Annotated in this window: 15 protein-coding genes; 8 read left to right on the top strand and 7 right to left on the bottom strand. The window is 71.3% G+C overall.

Going from position 1 to position 17887, the window contains the following annotated elements; translation table 11 throughout:
* Window positions 1-250: 250 nt before the first annotated feature.
* Window positions 251-925 (bottom strand): heme oxygenase (biliverdin-producing), encoded by a 675-nt coding sequence (locus OG266_RS09230; protein WP_371544455.1) that lies wholly within the window; start codon window positions 923-925, stop codon window positions 251-253.
* Between the two features lie 217 nt (window positions 926-1142).
* Window positions 1143-2192, bottom strand: coding sequence for a hemin ABC transporter substrate-binding protein (locus OG266_RS09225; RefSeq protein ID WP_371544454.1), 1050 nt, complete (start codon window positions 2190-2192; stop codon window positions 1143-1145).
* A 98-nt stretch (window positions 2193-2290) separates the two neighbouring features.
* Between OG266_RS09225 and OG266_RS09220 the strand changes: the two genes are divergently transcribed.
* The 4 genes from OG266_RS09220 to OG266_RS09205 all read left to right on the top strand — a co-directional run bounded on the left by OG266_RS09220 (window position 2291) and on the right by OG266_RS09205 (window position 7580).
* On the top strand, window positions 2291-3091 hold the full coding sequence (locus OG266_RS09220; protein WP_371544452.1) for a hypothetical protein: 801 nt from the start codon (window positions 2291-2293) through the stop codon (window positions 3089-3091).
* Between the two features lie 50 nt (window positions 3092-3141).
* Window positions 3142-4113: an HtaA domain-containing protein gene (locus OG266_RS09215; protein ID WP_371544449.1), complete on the top strand. Its 972-nt coding sequence runs from the start codon at window positions 3142-3144 to the stop codon at window positions 4111-4113.
* Window positions 4114-4309: 196 nt separating this feature from the next.
* A complete protein-coding gene (locus OG266_RS09210) occupies window positions 4310-4849 on the top strand; it encodes a hypothetical protein (RefSeq protein ID WP_371544446.1) in 540 nt (179 codons plus the stop codon).
* A gap of 88 nt (window positions 4850-4937) precedes the next feature.
* Window positions 4938-7580, top strand: a complete 2643-nt coding sequence (locus OG266_RS09205; RefSeq protein ID WP_371544445.1) for an immunoglobulin I-set domain protein — start codon at window positions 4938-4940, stop codon at window positions 7578-7580.
* 63 nt (window positions 7581-7643) lie between these two features.
* Here OG266_RS09205 and OG266_RS09200 read toward each other — a convergent pair whose 3' ends face one another.
* Genes OG266_RS09200 through OG266_RS09190 form a run of 3 tightly spaced genes read right to left on the bottom strand, consistent with a single transcriptional unit; the run spans window position 7644 to window position 10435 of the window.
* The gene (locus OG266_RS09200) at window positions 7644-8372 is read right to left on the bottom strand and encodes an FAD:protein FMN transferase (protein ID WP_371544443.1); all 729 of its coding nucleotides are present in this window, start codon (window positions 8370-8372) and stop codon (window positions 7644-7646) included.
* A 1-nt stretch (window position 8373) separates the two neighbouring features.
* Window positions 8374-9087 (bottom strand): FMN-binding protein, encoded by a 714-nt coding sequence (locus OG266_RS09195; protein WP_371544440.1) that lies wholly within the window; start codon window positions 9085-9087, stop codon window positions 8374-8376.
* A gap of 10 nt (window positions 9088-9097) precedes the next feature.
* Entirely contained in the window at window positions 9098-10435 is a 1338-nt protein-coding gene (locus OG266_RS09190) for a ferric reductase-like transmembrane domain-containing protein (protein WP_371544437.1), read from the bottom strand.
* Window positions 10436-10586: 151 nt separating this feature from the next.
* On the opposite strand from OG266_RS09190, the gene OG266_RS09185 reads away from it, so the two are divergent.
* The 3 genes from OG266_RS09185 to OG266_RS09175 all read left to right on the top strand — a co-directional run bounded on the left by OG266_RS09185 (window position 10587) and on the right by OG266_RS09175 (window position 13778).
* Window positions 10587-11276: a response regulator transcription factor gene (locus OG266_RS09185; protein ID WP_266473748.1), complete on the top strand. Its 690-nt coding sequence runs from the start codon at window positions 10587-10589 to the stop codon at window positions 11274-11276.
* On the top strand, window positions 11273-12709 hold the full coding sequence (locus OG266_RS09180) for a sensor histidine kinase (protein WP_371544432.1): 1437 nt from the start codon (window positions 11273-11275) through the stop codon (window positions 12707-12709). Before OG266_RS09185 ends, OG266_RS09180 begins: the two co-directional genes overlap by 4 nt.
* Before the next feature lie 361 nt (window positions 12710-13070).
* Window positions 13071-13778: a restriction endonuclease gene (locus OG266_RS09175; protein WP_371544429.1), complete on the top strand. Its 708-nt coding sequence runs from the start codon at window positions 13071-13073 to the stop codon at window positions 13776-13778.
* Between the two features lie 43 nt (window positions 13779-13821).
* Here OG266_RS09175 and OG266_RS09170 read toward each other — a convergent pair whose 3' ends face one another.
* Entirely contained in the window at window positions 13822-16137 is a 2316-nt protein-coding gene (locus tag OG266_RS09170) for an FtsX-like permease family protein (RefSeq protein ID WP_371544426.1), read from the bottom strand.
* Window positions 16134-16865, bottom strand: a complete 732-nt coding sequence (locus OG266_RS09165; RefSeq protein ID WP_266473740.1) for an ABC transporter ATP-binding protein — start codon at window positions 16863-16865, stop codon at window positions 16134-16136. The genes OG266_RS09170 and OG266_RS09165 overlap by 4 nt, the downstream gene beginning before the upstream one ends.
* 140 nt (window positions 16866-17005) lie before the next feature.
* Between OG266_RS09165 and OG266_RS09160 the strand changes: the two genes are divergently transcribed.
* Entirely contained in the window at window positions 17006-17884 is an 879-nt protein-coding gene (locus OG266_RS09160) for a sensor histidine kinase (RefSeq protein ID WP_371544424.1), read from the top strand.
* Window positions 17885-17887: the final 3 nt, after the last annotated feature.

Raw genomic sequence — 17887 nt, 5'->3', positions numbered from 1 at the left:
TCGATCCCGGGCGCGCTCGGCCCGGTTTCGGTCTTGGGCCCGGGCCCGGCGGCTTCGCCGGACTGTGCGGGGCTGTCGAGGGCGGTCACTTCGCCTCCTGGCTGGAGCTGTTCACTGATCGACGGGGGAGTTCGGCACCTGGCCGGTGCGCGGGCCGTACCGGCCGGGACCGGAGCCCGCCCAGCGGTTCACCGGTCAGTCGACCCCGTCGCCGGCGTCATGTCCCGCGGCCGGGCAGGCCTGCGCGCACTCAGGCGGCGGGCCTGAACTCCTCGCCCAGCTCCCGGAATACCGCCCCGTTGAGGGCGAAGGCCCGGTTGCACTCCTCGATGACGCGCTGCTTCTCCAGGTCGTCCACCGCGATCGCGTCGAGCAGCGCGCGGTAGTCCCGCTTGAACTCCGCCGGGTTCCCGACGCCCTCGAAGACGTAGAAGCGGACCCCGTCGCCCTTGCGTGCGAAGCCCCAGGTCTTCTCCGCCGTACCGCGGATGATCTGGCCACCCGACAGATCGCCGAGGTACCGGGTGTAGTGGTGCGCGACATACCCGGCTGTCCACGTGCGCGCGCACTCCTCGACCCGCGCCGCGTACGTCTGTGTCGACGGCAGCGCGCTGACCGTCTCGCGCCAGTCGGCACCCCGCAGATGCGCGAGGTCGCGCTCGATCTCCGCCACCCGGAACAGCTCGGGCCGGATGAAGGGCCCGGCCACCGTGTCGCCCGCCAGCGCCTCGGCCGAGGCCTCCAGCGCCCGGTAAACGAACCACAGCTGCTCGGTGTAGCGCGCGTACGCGTCGAGGCCGAGCCTGCCGCCGAGCAGGTCGCTCATGAACCCGGAGTTCTCCGCCTCGGTGTGCTGGTCGTGCGACGCGGTGCGGATCAGCACCGAGAACGGAGTCGCGTCGGCGGTGACGGCACGGGCATTCACGAGGGCCTCCAGGCGCACGAAAAGGGAATGAAAGGGGACGAAGGATGGGGAAGAAGTGGGCAGCGGCCGCGAAGGGCCGCGTCGACAGCTCAGATCCTCCTACTTAGGCTTACCTAAGTCAATCTGTTCCCGACAGTCTGTCGGGAACTCCGGGCCTCTCGTGGCGGTACGCGGGCCGGGAACTCCGGGCCCTGGTGGCGATACGCGGGTCACGGGCTCACGTGCGATGGAGGCGGTCGGCGAGGATGTCGATGACCAGGGGAGTGCGCGGCCCGTAGCTCAGTAGAACCCCGTCCTCCAGGGTCACGATCCGCCGGTCCAGCCCGGCCGGGGTCTCCTTGATGCCGGGGACGTCGAGAAGCCCGTCGACTCCTCCGACCGACTCCAGGCCCTTGGTCATCATCAGGATCACGTCGGGCTGCGCCTTGACGAGGGCTTCGCCGGTGAGGGGGGTGAACGGCTTGTCCAGGCCCGCGTCGACACCCGCGTCCACCGCGCCCGCCGCCTCGATCAGCGAGTCCGCGCCCGACCCCTTGCCCCCCATGAGGTAGACGGCCGCACTGCCGCGCATGTACAGGAAGGCCACCTTGGGCTGGCTGCCCTCGGGGACGACCGCCCGGGCCGCCGAGAGCTCCTGGCCGATACGGGAGTTGAGGGCCTTGCCTGCCGCCGGAACGCCGAGGGCCTCGGCGATGCGCGTGGTCCGCGTCGCGACGTCGGCCAGTTCGGTGGCCGGGTCGAGGACGACGACGGGGACGCCGGCGTCGCGGATCTGGTCGATCGCCTCCTTAGGGCCGGTGTCGGTGTCGGCGAGCACCACGGTGGGGTGCAGGGAGAGCACGCTCTCCGCGCTGACATCGTGTGCCTTGGTGACCTGCGGGAGCTTCTTCGCCTCCTCGAACGTCGCGGTGATGTCGCGCCCCACGACCCGGTCGCCGAGCCCGAGGGTGAAGACGATCTCCGCCACACCGCCGTTGAGGGGCAGGATGCGGGAGGCGTCCTCGACGGTGACTTCGCGCCCGTCGGAGGAGTCGACGGTGACGGGCAACTCCGGTACGGGCGCCTTGCCTTCGAGGGGTACGACGGTGTTCTTCGCGAGCTGCTTCTCGGCCGCCGCGGCGCGCTCGCTCGCGGAGGCCGGGGACGGATCCGCCCCCGAGGAGCCGGAGTCGCCCGCGCAGGCGCCCGTGAGCAGCGCGAGGGCCAGGGTCAGGGCCAGGACGGCTGGGCCCCGGTGCCGCGGGGGCTGTTGGGGTCTTCCGGACATGCGCATCGCTCGGCCTTTCGGGTCGCCCGTCGGTATCGCACAGTTGATCAATAGCTTAGGTTAGGTTTACCTTAGGAACTCGTGGTGGGGGTGTAGACATGAAATTCGCAAGTGGCCTGCGCGGCAGGCGGTTTGCGTGGCCCGCTGTGGCCGCGGCCACGGTCGTCCTGGTGCTTCCGGCGGCTTCGCCGGCGTTCGCCGCGGGTGCCTCGGCGACGGGACCCGAGGGCCAGAAACTCTCCGTCTCCAAGGCTTCGGGCCTCGCTGAAGCGGGCGAGACGGTGACCGTGTCCGGCTCCGGCTACAACACGGAGAAGGGCATCTACGTCGCCTTCTGCGTGGACAACGGAGCGGGCAAGACGCCCACGCCCTGCGTCGGCGGGGTGGACATGACCGGCGACTCCGGGGCCTCGGTCTGGGTCTCCTCCAATCCGCCGTCGTACGGAGAGGGGCTGGCCAAGCCGTACACGGGCAGCGCGCACAAGGGCTCGTTCAGTGTGCAGATCAAGGTGCGCGCCAAGGATGCGAACACCGACTGCACCAAGTCCGGCGTGACCTGTTCCGTCATCACCCGCAACGACCACACACGCGGCGGGGATCAGAGTCAGACGGTCCGGATTCCGGTGACGTTCGGCGGCGGCGCGAGCAGTGACAGCGGTGACACGGCGTCGGCCGAACCGTCGTCGACCGCGACCGCCGGATCAGGCTCGACGACCAACGGCACGGCCGGTACCGGGAGTTCGACGAACTCCTCGGACGGCTCGATGGCTAGCACCGGTGCCGATCTCGCCATGCCGCTCGGACTCACCGCGGCCGGCCTTGTCGCGGTCGGAGCCGGGACCTGGTTCTGGGCGCGTCGGCGCCGTGCCGGGCAACTGGGCGACGCGAGCACAGGCTGACGAAGCGTCACATTCCAGCGGGGGCTCGGATGTTGAGGAGGGGTTTCAAGGTGAGGAAAAGACCCAGTGCGGTAGTCCTGGCGGGCGGCGCCCTGTTCGCGCTGCTCTGCCCGGGCATGGCGGCGGCGCAGGACGGGGACGCGTTCCCGCGCGAGGTGTCCGGAGGTTATGTGAGCTGGGCGACGGCCTCCGCGGCGCTGTCAGGTCACGGAGTGTCGCTGGACGCCGTCGCGCCCGCCGTACGAGGGTCCGCGGACCGGACCTGGTTCCCCGCCACCGGCGGCGGAACGGACCCCGGAACCGGCGACGCGGACATCGACCTCGGCGGCACCGCCCGCCTCACGGGGTCCGCGGAGGCTGCCGGGACCCTGCTCCTCGACGACCTGCGGCTGAGCATCGAGGACGGCGGCGGCGCGCTGTACGTACGGACCGAACTCGACGGCCAGGAACGGGACTTCGCCCTGGCCGGCGTACGGTCGGACGGCGCCGAACCCGCCGTACGCGATGGCGGGGTGACCTGGACCGGGCTGCGGGCGTCCCTCACGGACGAGGGTGCGCGGCTGCTGTCCACCTGGAGCGGGCAGCGGTTCGCGGCGGGGGACGGTCTCGGCACACTCGACGTGACCGTGGGAACGGGGTCCACGGGCGGTGCGTCCGAGAAACCCGCGCAGCCCGACGAGGCGCCGCAGGCGTCGCCGGGCGCCACCGCCCCGGACGGACAACAGGCGGCGCCGGAGCAGACGGCCGACGGGGCCGGTCCCTCGGCGGCGGTGGCCCTCGCCGATCTGACCGCGGGCGCCGAACAGGGCGTCACGGGTGAGGGGTTCGAGCCGGGAGAAGTGGTCCTTGTCGCGATCGACGAGGACACCCGGTACCAGACGGTGGCCGACGCCGAGGGCCGGGTCTCCCGGACGTTCCCGGTGTACGCCTCAGCGGTCGAGGGCGCGCACACGGTCGAGCTGTACACCGTGAACGGGGCGCGCAGCGCCGTCGCGCAGTTCCTGGTGCGGGCGGCGGGCTGATCCAACGCCGACAAGGAGCGGACCCGCCGGGTCCGCTCCGAGGCATGCCCAACTCCCGTCCCCTTGCCGGTAGTTGGGATTTCTTTGCCTTCCGTTGACAACTGACAGAAATTCATATTTAGGTATGCCTTACCTAAGTTACGGATGGGTTCGCGGCCCGTCCGGCTTTCTGACACCGAGAAAGGTGCTCTTCCCCATGAGAGTTGTTCCGTCCGCCCGTACCGCTGCCCGCGCGGGTCTCGCCGTCGTCGCCTCCGCCGCGCTGACCCTCGGCCTGGCCACCTCGGCCTCCGCCGCCAACTCGACCCGCACGATCGTCGACGGAACCACCACCTACAACCTGTCGCTGACCGCACCGAACACGGTCGCCGGAGCGGGCCAGGTCGTCACCGTCACGGGCTCCGGCTACAACACGAGCCAGGGCATCTACGTCGGCCTCTGTGTCGTCGACGGCGCCGCGGGCGCGAACAAGCCCACCCCCTGCCTCGGCGGCCAGGACGAGACCGGCGCCACCGGCGCCTCGCACTGGATCAACAACGTCTTCGGCGGCCTGTTCGCCAACAGCTCCAAGTTCGGCACCGGCGGCACCTTCAGCGTGCAGATCTACGTCCAGGCCACCCTCGACGACGGCAGCGTCTGCGGCCAGGACGTCGACTGCGCCATCGTCACGCGCGCCGACCACTTCGACAGCGGCGACCGCAAGTACGACGTGCACGTCCCGGTCACCTTCAACTAAGCGCTCGTAAGCGCGACCGGTCACGCGGGCCGGCCCTTCCGGCCGGCCCGTTCCACCCAGTGATCATCCGTCACCCGAGGAACCCTTCATGACAGACGACAGCCCCGACCGGCAGCGGCGGGACGACAGGACCAGAACCCGCTTCAGACGCTCCGCGGCGCTCCTGGGAGCCGTCGCCCTGGTGGCTGCCGGAGCCGTGGCCGTCACCGTCGGCTCGGCCGCCCAGGCCGCCGACACCCCGAAGACAGCTCTCGGCAAGGACGGCCAGAAGCTCACCGTCTCCGCCTCCGCCAACCTGGACCCGGACGGCGAGGAACTCCGCGTCACCGGCTCCGGCTACGACGAGGACAAGGGCATCTACGTCGCCGTGTGCAAGGACAACGGCGACAACCGCGTTCCCACCCCCTGCCTCGGCGGCGCCGACCAGACAGGGGGCAGCGGCTCCTCGATCTGGATCATCCCCAGGGACGCCTCGGACGAGGGCGCGGGCGGGGTCGCGATCCGGTGGGGCGAGGGCGGCACCTTCGATGTCGAGCTGGGCGTCAAGGCCAAGGACAGCGGCCTCGACTGCCTCCAGGTCGCCTGCTCGGTCGTCACCCGTGTCGACCACAACGGCTCCGGCGACCGCTCCCAGGACGTCCGCATCCCGATCACCTTCGAGGGCCAGAACCCCGGTGACGGAGACGACGGTGACGGCGTGGACGTCCCGCCGGGCACGGTCAGCTACGTCCAGTCGGCGGAGTACACCACCGCGGGACGCCCCCTCGACCTTCTGCTGCACCCCGACTCCGGGAAGCTGTACGTCGGTTCGGACAACATCCCCGACACCGCGGACGTGGCCGAGCAGGGCCTGTACGTCCTGGACTCGAAGGACGGCAAGGTCCTCAGCCACATCGCGCAGGCCCCCGGCCTGAACGGCGCGATGGCCAACCGCGTGGTCCGCCGGATCGCCGCCCCGCTCGCCGGCGGCGGAGTGGTCTTCCACTACCCGCTGCGCGGCATAGGCACCGCCAAGGACGGCGACACCGTCGCGCAGGGCGTCTGGTTCACCGGCGCGACCTTCACCGGCATCGGCCAGGACGCCGACACCTCCACCGTCCTGGTCGCGGCTGGACCCGAGTTGCGCCGTGTCGAGATCGCCACCGGCACCGTCAAGGACACCGCCACTCTTGAAGGCGGAGCCGAACTCGGTGTGGACGCCGCCCACGGCGCTGCCTGGTCCGTCGGCACCGCCGAGGGCAAGCCGGTGCTGCGCCGAGTCGACACCGCCACCTTCGACGTCACCGCCACGGCCGAAATCCCCGCCGACGTCCTCACCTTCGTCGAGCCGGACCCGGCCACCGGCAATGTCTGGGTGGGCAACGGCACTTCGGTGCTTGTCTTCGACAAGGACGCCAAGCTGCTGACCACCCTGACGGGTGCGGACCGGGCCATGGCGGTGACCTTCGACAAGACCACCGGACGGGCCTTCGTGCTGAGCGAGGACGTCTCCGACGGCACCACCGACAACATCGGATCCCTCCAGATCCTCGACAGCGCGACCTTCCAGCCGGCGGCCGCCGCGGTCGCCCTCCCGGGCAGCGTCAGGGTCGGCGTCTACGCGGGCGTCGCCGTCACCCCCGGCGCCACGTCCGTCTACCTCACCAGGGCCGCGGAGAGCAAGGTCGTCAAGCTCGACCTCCGGATGTCCCCCAAGGTCGTCCAGTCGCCCACCGACCGGTCCGCCGCCCCCGGCGACGAGGTCACGTTCGTCGCGGCGGCCGAGGGCACCCCGGAGCCGACCGTGAGCTGGCAGGTCAGCTCGGACGGCGGCCAGACCTGGTCCGCGATCGAGGGCGCGACTCAGAACGCGTACACCTTCACCGCGAAGGCGGCGCACGACGACTACGCGTACCGCGCCGAGTTCAAGAACTCCGTGGGCACCACCCGCACTTCACCGATCACACTGACCGTCACGGAGGCAAGCGGCGACGGCGGCACCACCACCGGAGGCGACGACGGCGGCGAGGACACCGAACCCTCCGGCACCAAGACGGTCACCGGATCCGAAGGCCAGAAGCTCACCGTCACCCCGGTCAACAACCTCGCCACCGAGGACCAGACCCTGAAGGTCAAGGGCTCCGGCTACGACGAGGAGAAGGGCATCTACGTCGCCCTGTGCGTCGACAACGGCGACGGCGAACTGCCCACCCCGTGCATCGGCGGCGTCGACATGACCGGCGCCTCCCACTCCTCCGCGTGGATCAGCTCCAACCCGCCGGACTACGGCGAGGAGTTGGCGATCCCGTACGGCGAGGACGGCACCTTCGAGGTCGAGCTCACCGTCGACGCCAAGGACGAGTACACCGACTGCTTCGAGGTGACCTGCGTCCTGGCCACCCGCGCCGACCACACCCTCTCCGGCGACCGCTCCCAGGACGTCAAGGTGCCCGTCGCCTTCGTCGGCCAGGACCCCGTCGGCACCGACGACGGCGACACCGGCGGTACGGACGGTGGCAGCACCGGCGGAAGCACGACGTCCGGTGGTACCAGCAGCACCGGCGGTTCGAGCTCCGGTTCCACCACGGGCGGATCCACCTCCAGCGGGACGACGACCACCACCACCACCGGCGGCAGCCTCGCCTCCACCGGTGTCACCGTCCTGAGCGTGGCGGCGGTGGCCGCGCTGCTCACGGCGGGCGGCTGGTTCGTCTACCGGCGCGCACAGGTGAGGGGCACGGACACCCCGTAAGCCGTACGACAACGAGGGCTCCCCGCACTGTGCGGGGAGCCCTCGTTCACGTAGAACAGGCCGTCAGGCGGCGACGGGCAGTCCCGGGGTACGGAAGACCCGGTGCTCGGTGTCGACCGCGAACACCTCGCAGCCCTCCCGCGCGGCGGCCCACTCGATGCCCTCCGCGCCCATCGCGAACGCCGCGGTCGCCGTCGCGTCCGCCTCGGTCAGGGACGGGGCCACGACGGTCATGCTGAGCAGCCCGGTCGCCGGGCGGCCGGTGCGGCCGTCGACGATGTGGTCACCGCGTTCGTAGCGCGCGGAGGTCGCCACCGCGCCGTCGCTGATCTCCAGCACCGTGCACAGCCGGTCGGCCTGCTCCGGGTGGCGTACGCCCACCCGCCAGGGGCCGCCCACCGAGGCCACGTCGCCACCGGCGTTCAGGCAGAACCTCGCCGCCCCACGCGCCGCCAGCAGATCCGCGGCCCGCTGCACCGACCAGCCCTTCACCATCGCGCAGGGATCGAGACCGCGGCCCGGCAGCCGCACCTGGAAGGCGCCGAGGGTCGCGACCCGGTAGTCCTCGCACAGGTCGAGGACCTCGACCAGGTCGGGGCTGAGCTCGTGGGGTTCCAACTCGCCCCGGTCAAGGCGGGACACCTCGCTGTCGGGCTTGAACGGGCTGAACCGCGCGTCGACCTCACGCAGCCAGGCGAACACCGCGTCCGCGGCCTCCTCCTGGGCGTCCCCGTCCCCGTCGTCGATCCGGAGCGACACCGGGAACCCCATCACATGCTCAACCCGCCGCACTTCAGGCGCCCTTCGCGTCGATGGCGGCCTGGAGCGATTCCTTGTAGCCGTCGCTGGTGATGGTGGCACCGGACACGTTGTCGATGTCGGCGCTCTGTGCCTCCAGGGTTTCCTGGATGAGCTTGGGTACGGCGGCGGTGGTCTGCGGGTGGTTGGGCTGGGTGAGCATCCGTACGGAGGCGATCGTGTCGCCTTCGAAGGTGACCTCGACCTGGACGTCGCCCTTCTCGGTGGCGACGGTGGAACCCGCGACGGTCTCGGACGCGGCCTCCGAGGAGGCGGACGCGGAGGGGGAGGCCGTGGAGGTCTCCGGCTTCGCGTCGATGGCGGCCTGGAGGGACTCCCTGTAGCCGTCGCTGGTGATCGTGGCGCCGGAGACCGTGTCGATGTCGGCGCTCTGCGCCTCCAGGGTTTCCTGGATCAGCTTGGGTACGGCGGCCGTGGTCTGCGGGTGGTTCGGCTGGGTGAGCATCCGCACCGAGGCGATCGTGTCGCCCTCGAAGGTCACCTCGACCTGGACGTCGCCCTTCTCGGTGGCGACGGTCGAGCCCGCGACCACGGTCGAGGTGCCCGAGGAACCCGAGGAGGCGGACGGCGTCGAGGCGGGCTCGGTGACCGTCGTGGCGGCGGAAGACGTATCGGCCGACGGTTCGTAGCGCCACACAGTGATCAGGCCCAAGGCGGACAGGGCGACGACAGGCAGTACTCGCTTCACTGTGTTCCCCTCATCCGGCCAGGCTGAAGCGTTCGGAATGGATCTGCGGCTTGGGCACGCCCAGCTCGCGCAGCGTGCGCAGGACGGCGCTGGTCATGCCGGGCGGGCCGCACACGTAGACATCCCGTTCGGTGATGTCGGGCACGAGCTTGACCAGCTCCGGCGGCGCCAGTCGGTCCGGCACGACCGGTCCGCTGATCAGGTGCAGCATCGCGCCCTTCGCGTGGGCGAGGTCCCGCAGCTCCTCGTAGAGGACGGCGTCCTGGTCCCTGGCGACCCGGTAGATGAGCACCACGTGGCCCTGCAGTTCCTCGAGGAGCGCCCGCATCGGGGTGATGCCGACGCCGCCGGCGATGAGCAGGGCGTCAGGGCGCGTCCGGTGCATCGTGGTGAACGCGCCGTACGGGCCCTCGGCGAAGACCCGCGTGCCGACCTTGATGTGCCGCAGGGCCGCGGTGCCCTCGCCGGCCGTCTTCGCGGTCAGACGCAGCGTCCGGCCGTCCGGGGCGGCCGACAGCGAGAACGGGTTGGCCTGCCACCAGCGGTCCCTGGTCAGGAACCGCCACAGGAAGAACTGGCCCGCCCGCGCGGGCAGTTGGTCCAGGTCACGCCCCGTCATGTAGATCGACACCACGTTGTCGGACTCGGGGACGACGGCGGAGACCCGCAGCTGGTGGCGCAGGTTCCGCCACAGCGGGAGCACCACCCTGCCCAGGAACACCGCACCGAGCGCCGTGCCCCACATGCCCCACCAGTACGCCGTCGCCGTGGACGACGTGGTGAAGGTCGTACCGACGCCGATCTGGTGCGTGAACGCCAGCACCACCGCCACGTACGTGTACAGGTGTATGAAGTGCCAGGTCTCGTACGCGAGCCGCCGCCGGGCGTACCGCGCAGACACCGCGCCTATCACCATGATCAGCACCAGCGCGGTGATCGACCGCAGCACGCCCTCGACGGTCTCGGCCAGGTTCACCAGCTGGTCCACCGGACCCATCGACGAGGACTCGGCGTAGCCGAAGGTGATGAAGACGCCGTGCCCGACCAGCGTCCACAGCAGGCTGAAGCCGACCCAGCGGTGCAAGGAGGTCAGCCGGTCCATGCCGATCCGCCGGTCGAGCCACGGCAGCCGGGCGACCAGCAGCAGCTGGAAGGCCATCAGGAGCGCGCCGTACAGCCCGGCGAGCCGCCCGATCAGGATCAGGGCGTTCGAGTCGCGCGGGGACTGGAGGAAGAAGACGGCCACCACGCCCACGTTGACGGCCAGCAAGGCGTACAGGCCGGTACGGGCCACCACCTTGGGACGTACCGCCGTGGGGGGCGGTTGGAGACGTTCGACAGTCGTCACGGACGGGAGCTCCTCGTTCGGGTCCGGGGACACCGAGCCTGCCGGGTGGGAGCTGTCGTTTCCCTGTCGATCAACTTTCAAGTTCTTACCGATACGCGTCCGGGGAGCCCGCGGCTATGGCGTCCGGAGGCAGGTGAAGCACTATGGGCTCGTGGAAAAAGTACGACTTCTCGTCGTGGACGACGATCCTCCCATCGCCGACCTGGTCGCGACGGTCGCCCGCTACGAGGGGTGGGAGGCCGTCACCGCGAACTCCGGAGAGGAGGCGCTGAGCCGCGCCGCCGAATTCCATCCGGACATCGTGGTGCTCGACCTGATGCTGCCCGGCCTCGACGGCTTCGGCGTCCTGGACCGGCTGCGCCAGTCCGGCACGATGGTCCCCGTGGTGTTCCTGACCGCCCGGGACGGAGTGGCCGACCGGGTCGCGGGCCTCACCCGGGGCGGTGACGACTACCTGGTCAAGCCCTTCGCCGTGGAGGAGCTCATGGCCCGGCTGCGGACCGTGCTGCGGCGCAGCGCCGGGCCCGGGTTCCAGCGTTCCGTGCTCAGGGTGGCCGACCTGACGATGGACGAGGACACCCGCGAGGTACGGCGCGACGAGAAGCTCCTCACGCTCACCCCGACCGAGTACGAGGTGCTCCGCTACCTGATGCGCAAGTCACCCACCGTGCTCACCAAGGCCCAGATCCTCGACCACGTCTGGGAGTACGGCTTCGGCGGCCGCTCCAACGTCGTCGAGCTGGTCGTCAGCCGCCTGCGCCGCAAGCTCGACGACGTCGGAGAGCCGCTGATCCACACCGTGCGGGGCGTCGGGTACGTCGTACGGCAGGTCGCCGAGTGATCCGCCGGTTCCGGGAGACCTACCGCAGGATGCGCCTGGGCACCCGGCTGGCCCTGGGCCTGGGCGTGCTGTCGCTCGTGGCCTTCGCCGTCGTCGGCACGGCGCTGTCGATGTACATGCGGGACTACCTGGAACGCCAGCTGAACGACCAGATGAAGGTCGTCCAGCTCACCCAGACCGAGGAGGCCAAGGAGAACGACAACGCGCACGGAGAGCCGTACTGGGGCTGGTACACGGCCTCGTACAAGGTCTCGGCCGGTACGGCCGAGATCCGCCGGCCCGCCGACGCGCCGGCGGACGACGCCGCACTCGCCGCCGCAGCCGAGGCACTGGCCGACTCGGGCTCCACCGACCTCGTCCGCACCGCCCACATCGAGGGCGAGGGCACGTACCAGCTGCGCGCCTGCGCCGTCGAACCCGGTGTGGTCCTGGTCACCGCGGCGCCCATGAAGGACATCGACAACACCATGCAGCAGCTGGTGACGGTCCAGGTCGTCGCGTTCGCACTCGCGCTGCTCGCACTCGTCGTGATCGGCCGGAGGGTGCTGCGGCGCGGCCTGCGGCCACTCAGCGACATGGCGCACACGGCCCGCGGCATCACCTCGCACGACTTCACCGAATCGGCCCGGCTGCCGGTACGCGCCGACCGCGGCAACGGCGGCCCCGAGGTCGAGGAACTGCGCACGGCGTTCAACACCATGCTGGAACACATCGACGACTCCCTCGCCGTCCGCACCGAGGCCGAACAGCGGCTGCGCCGGTTCGTCGCGGACGCCTCGCACGAGCTGCGCACCCCCCTGATGTCGGTACGCGGCTACGCGGACCTCTTCCAGTACGCGGCGGCCAACGAGCCCGGAGAACGCGACAAGCACCTGGCCCGCCTGCGCGCCGAGGCGGCCAGGATGGGCATCCTCCTCGACGACCTGCTGCTGCTCGCCCGCCTGGACGCCGCCGACGTGGAGGCACCGCTGCGACTGGCGGACGCGGACCTGGCGGAGCTGGCACGCGAGGCGGCGGACGCCTTCCGCGCGGGCCACCCCGACCACGAACTGACCGTGCAGGCCGGCCCCGAACCGGTCCGGCTGCGCCTGGACCCGCTGCGCATCCGCCAGGTGCTCGACAACCTCCTCACCAACGCCGCCGTGCACACCCCGGCCGGTACGCGGGTGTCCGTGGAGGTGTCCGTCGCCTCCGGCGCGGCGGTGGTCCGCGTCGCCGACTCCGGTCCGGGCATTCCCGCCGCCGACCAGGAACAGGTCTTCGACCGCTTCTACCGCGTCGACAAGGCCCGCAGCCGCGACCGGGGCGGCAGCGGCCTGGGCCTGGCGGTCGCGCTGTCCCTGGTGCGCGCACACGGCGGCACCGTCGAACTGACCAGCCGCCCGGGCGCGACGGCCTTCACCATCAGGATTCCCCTCACCGCCGGTCCCTGAGGGGGCGCGTTTCTCGGCCGACTTCGGGCGGTCCACGAGCGCGATGGGCGGGGCACGGTTGGAACAGTTGTGGTGGCGTACAACTGTTCGGGCGCGCGTATCCCCGGACTGCGGGACGAGTGGCGGAAGTACTGTCCACGGACTCCCGTCGAGGTGGCCGGAAGCGTTGCTCGCTCCCGTCGGTCGGAGAGACCTGACTTAGTGTCAAAGGTGCCTGCTCCAATGCCTGTTGTGCGGTCGCAGTGACCGTACGCAGGATCGCCGAGGGGGACGCGGTGTCTTGGATCGATCGGTACGTGAAGCATGACGGCAGGACTCCGATGTCGGGTGTCTCCGGGTTTGTCGCTGTCGGGGGGCAGCGATGAGCCCGCGCCCGGCCGCGCGGCGGCGGCCTCGCAAGCCCGTTGCACGCGCCTCGACGAAGCCCAAGGGGCCCCAGCGATTGGTGCTCGTCATTGCGGCCGCCGCGGGCGTCGCGCTCTGCCTCGCCGTAGGCCAGTGGCTGCTGGACAACTGGTGGCTGCTCGCCGTGCTCGCCGCCGTGGCGGCCGGGGCGGGCGGTCTCTGGCTCACCCAGTGGGCGGTGAGCGCCCGCTGGGAGTGGGTGCACGTACGGAGGCTGCGGTACAAGCTGCCCCAGCTCGACCGGCTCCATCACGAGGACTTCGAGTTCGCGGTGCGGGACCTGATGCGCCGTGACGGCTGCGGGGACGCCGTACAGGTGGGCGGCGCCGGGGACAACGGCGCGGATGTGACGGCGACCGATCCGCTCGGCAGGCGCTGGGTGATCCAGTGCAAGCACCGGCAGAACGGGGCCTCGGGGTCACCGGTGGGAACCCCGGATCTGCATGTCCTCAACGGAACCGGCCGACAGCTGCACGGCGGGGACGTGGTGGTGCTGGTGACGAACGGACGCTTCACCGCGGGATGTGAGCCGCTGGCGAAGTCCCAGAAGCTGCACCTGGTCGACCGCGGGACGCTGGGGGAGTGGGCGGGCGGCTCGCGGCCGCTCTGGGAGCTGCTCCAGAAGCTGCCTCCGCCGGGGAAGCGGTCGGCTTCGTTGTCCTGAGGAACGGGCGCCGGGCCGACCGCCCGCGGTCTCGTCGGGGTGCTCACTCGTTGTGCAGCACCTCCGCGATCGTCAGCCGTGCCGCGCTCCGCGCCGGAATGAACGCGCCCAGGACCGCGATCGCGACGCCGGCCAGGGCCATGCCGGCCAGCGCCGGGGCCTCCCAGACGTCCGTCATGTACGAGGGCAGGGAGATGGACACGGCGTCCGCCATCCGCGGGATCACCAGGTGGTAGCCCGCGATGCCCAGCGGGATGCCGAGCAGTGAGCCGACCGCACCGAGCACGGCCATCGATGTCACCATCATCGCCGTGACCTGCCGGGGCGTCATGCCTATGGACTTGAGCATGCCCAAGTCGCGGCGCCGGTCACGGGTGTTGAGGACGACGGTGTTGAAGACGCCGAGCGACGAGACCACGCCGAGCATCAGGGTGAGCACCGTCGCCGAGCCGATGATGGTCTGGGTGATGGTGTTCGGCCCGGTCACCGCTGTGCTGACCCCGGGGTCGGCGGCCCGGACCGTGCGTGCGTAGGCCGCCGCGTCCGCACCCTCGCGGAGTTTGACGTGGTACGCGATGGGCTTCTCCTTCGGGGCAAGCGCCGCCATCGTCGACCAGTCGGTGGCGATCCCGTCCCCGGTGCTCTCCATGTACTCGCCGACGATGGTCACTTCCTCCTGGCGGTCGCCCTTCTCCAGAGCTAGGTGGTCGCCGACCTCCAGACCGTGCTCGCGCAGGAAGGCCGATCCGGCGACGGCCTCGCCGGTACGGTGCATCCACCGGCCCTCGGTGAGCACGTTGTCCAGCTGCGGCCGGTCCCCGCGACGGCCCTCGACCCACAGCTTCTGCACGGTGCCCGCGATGCGCACGTCGGCGTCCGCCCTGGCGGTGACCTCGGTCGCGCCGGGCAACGAGCCGAGGAGCGACTGGAGTTCGAGATCGCTGTGGACCGGCTGGACCTCCTTGCCCTGCTTGTAGTTGCTCGCGTAGACCGTGACCTGGAAGGCGTCGCGCCCCGCCTCCCCGAACCTGGTCATCGTCGTGGCAAGACCGGTCGCGAACGTCACGGTGGTCACCCCGAGGACCACCGCGGCGAGCGTGAGGCCGCTCCGGCCCGGCCGGGCGAACGGCAGACCGAGCCCCAGGCTCACCGACCGCGGCAGCCTGCTGCCCGCCAGCCGGCGCTGGACGCTCAGCGCCCGCCCGGCGCGCGGGGCGCTGCCCGCGCTGATCGCCCGCGCCGCGGACAGCCGGTGCGCGCGTGCCGCCGGGGCGAGCGCGGCCAGCACACAGACGGCGGGCATGCCGAGCAGGGCGAGCGCGTTCACCCACGTCGGGATACCGACGTTGCCGTGGAACACCCCCGCCTCGGGCCCGGTGAACACGAACTCGAAGAAGGGGCGCGCCAGGACGTTGCCGAGGAGGGTGCCGAGCACGCACCCGGCGAACGCCGGAACGGAGATCATCGTGAGGTAGACCGCGACGACCTGCCCCGGCGTGAACCCCAGGGCCTTGAGGATCCCGATGTGCCGCAGGCCCGAAATCACCGCGCCGCCCACCACGTTGGCGACGATGAGCACCGCCACCACGATGCCGAGGACGCCGAAGGCCATCAGGTAGGGCGCGTACGCCCGCGCCGAACTGCCGATCGCCTCCTTGAGGGTGAGATACGACTGTGAAGAGGCCAGAGCCTCCTTCGGCAGCCCATCGGTGACGGCGGCCAGGTTCGCGCCGACCCGGCTCTCCGAGGACGCGTCCGTGAAGCGGAACAGCATCTGAGCGGTGGTCGGGTGCAGGGCCGCCATCTGTTCCGGCGCGACCCAGGCATCGGCGGTCCGGCTCAGGTCGAAGGCGAACCCGACGACGGTGAGCGTCGGACCCGACGGCACCCGGATCTTCTTGCCCAGGTCGTCCGGGGCCCAGCCCTGATCCCGGTTCACGACGATCTCGCCCGGCCGGGTGGCCCAGCGGCCCGCCCACACGTCCAGCCGGTCCACCGGGCCTTCCGGGTCGGCCCGGCCCACGACCGTGACCGTGCCGAAGAGGGCGAAGCCGTCGCCCTCTCTCGGCAGGTCGTCGATCGTGGCCTGGGCGAAGGGCCCTGCGGCGGCCTCGACCTCCGGCTGTTGGGCCGCCCGCGCCAACTGCGCGTCGGAGACCCTGTCGGGATCGAACGCGGCGACGACATGCGGGCCGCGTTGCGCGGCGAAGGCCTTGTCGAAGGGCGCGGAGGCCGCGTCGACCAGGCCGAGCGCGACCACCATCGCCCCGGTGGAGGTCAGCGTGACCAGCGCGATGACGATCGTCTGGAGCCTGCGCCGCCGCACCGCCGCGCGGGCGGCCCGCCACACCGCCCTCATGCGGACGGCTCCAGCGTGTGCTCGCCGGTCACCCGGCCGTCGCCGAGCTCGACGAGGCGGCTGGCGCAGCGCCGGGCGAGATGCTCGTCGTGTGTCACCAGGATCAGCGTCTGGCCGATCTGGTTGAGGTCGAGCAGCAGGTCCATCACCTGCTCGCCGGCCCGGCTGTCGAGCGCGCCGGTCGGCTCGTCGGCCAGCAGCAGAGCGGGGCGGTTCATCAACGCCCGCGCCACGGCGACGCGTTGCCGCTCACCGCCGCTGAGCACCGCCGGATAGGCGTTCGCGCGGTCCGCGATGCCGAGTTCGTCGAACAGCTCAAGGGCGCGGCGGCGGGCCTGCCGGGCGGGACTGCCGGTCAACTGCGCGGCCAGGGCGACGTTGTCGAGCGCCGACAGGTCGTCGATCAGGTTGAAAAACTGGAAGATCATGCCGATGCGGCGCCGCCGGTACAGGGCGAGCCCCTTCTCGTTCAGCGCGCCCACGTTCTCGCCGTGCACGAACACCGTGCCGCCCGTCGGACGGTCCAGACCGGCGATCATGTTGAGCAGGGTGGACTTGCCGCACCCCGAAGGCCCCATCACGGCGACCGCCTCCCCGGCGCGGATCTCCAGCGAAACCCCGTCCAGAGCCGTCGTCTCGCCGAACTCCTTGCGCACACCGTCGAGTCGTACGACGGGCTCTCCCCGGCTGTTGCCGCCCTCGGCGACCATGCTGCCTCCATTGACCATGCACAGGACGCTAAGTGGGGGAGCGGGCCCGGGACATCCCTCCCCGGGTGGCAAACAGACCCGCCCCTCATCCTGGGGATGCAGGGCCCTGCATCCCCAGGCCGATGCGGACCGGGCGGCCTTCTGCCAAGGTGATCCCCGTGGGGAAGTGGGAGCTGGAAGCGCTGGTGGCGGCGCTCGTGGTGGCATCGGCGACCGCCGGATGGCTGGCGGTGGCGTGGCTGCGTACCCGGCGCCGGTGGCACACGGCCGTGGGGGAACGCGGCTGGCTGCTCGAGCGGGAGCGGCAGAGCGCCGCCCATGACGCGGTCGCGGCCGAACGCGACCGCATCGCCCGGGAGTTGCACGACATCGTCAGCCACAACGTCAGCCTCATGGTCGTCCAGGCCGGAGCCGCCCGCGAGGTCCTCGGCACGATGCCCGACGAGGCCGCGAGGGCGCTGCGGGCCGTCGAGGACGCGGGGCGCGGCGCGATGACCGACCTGCGGCACCTGCTGGGTCTGCTGGCGCCTTCGCAGGACGGCGAGGAGACGGACCAGGACTCGGACCTGACCGGTGCGCGAAGCCACTCCGACGGCACGGCGGGCCTTGCGCCCCAGCCCGGCCTCGACCGCCTGGGCCGGCTCGTCGACCGGATATCGTTCGCCGGGCTGCCCGTCGAGGTGCGGATCTCCGGCGAACCGCGCCCGCTGCCGGAGGGGATCGACGTGACCGCGTACCGGATCATCCAGGAGGCGCTGACCAACGCGCTCAAGCACGGCGACGGCGGCAAGGCCGAGGTGACCGTGCGGTACGCGGACCACGCGCTGCGCGTGGAGGTGCTGAACACCGGCCCGTCCGTCCTGACCGGCAGCGTGCCGGCGCCGTCGGTGCCGGTTCCACGGCACCGGGAGGGCGCGGGCCGCGGACTCCTTGGCCTGCGCGAGCGGGTCGCGGTGTACGGAGGGGACCTGGACGCCCGGCGCCGCCTCGGCGGCGGCTACCGGGTCCGGGCGCGCATCCCGCTGGACCGGCCGTGAAAG

The sequence above is a fragment of the Streptomyces sp. NBC_00554 genome, assembly GCF_041431135.1.
Taxonomy (GTDB): Bacteria; Actinomycetota; Actinomycetes; order Streptomycetales; family Streptomycetaceae; genus Streptomyces.
Note: the sequence above shows the minus strand (reverse complement) of the source record. Positions and strands in the feature narration are given on the sequence as shown.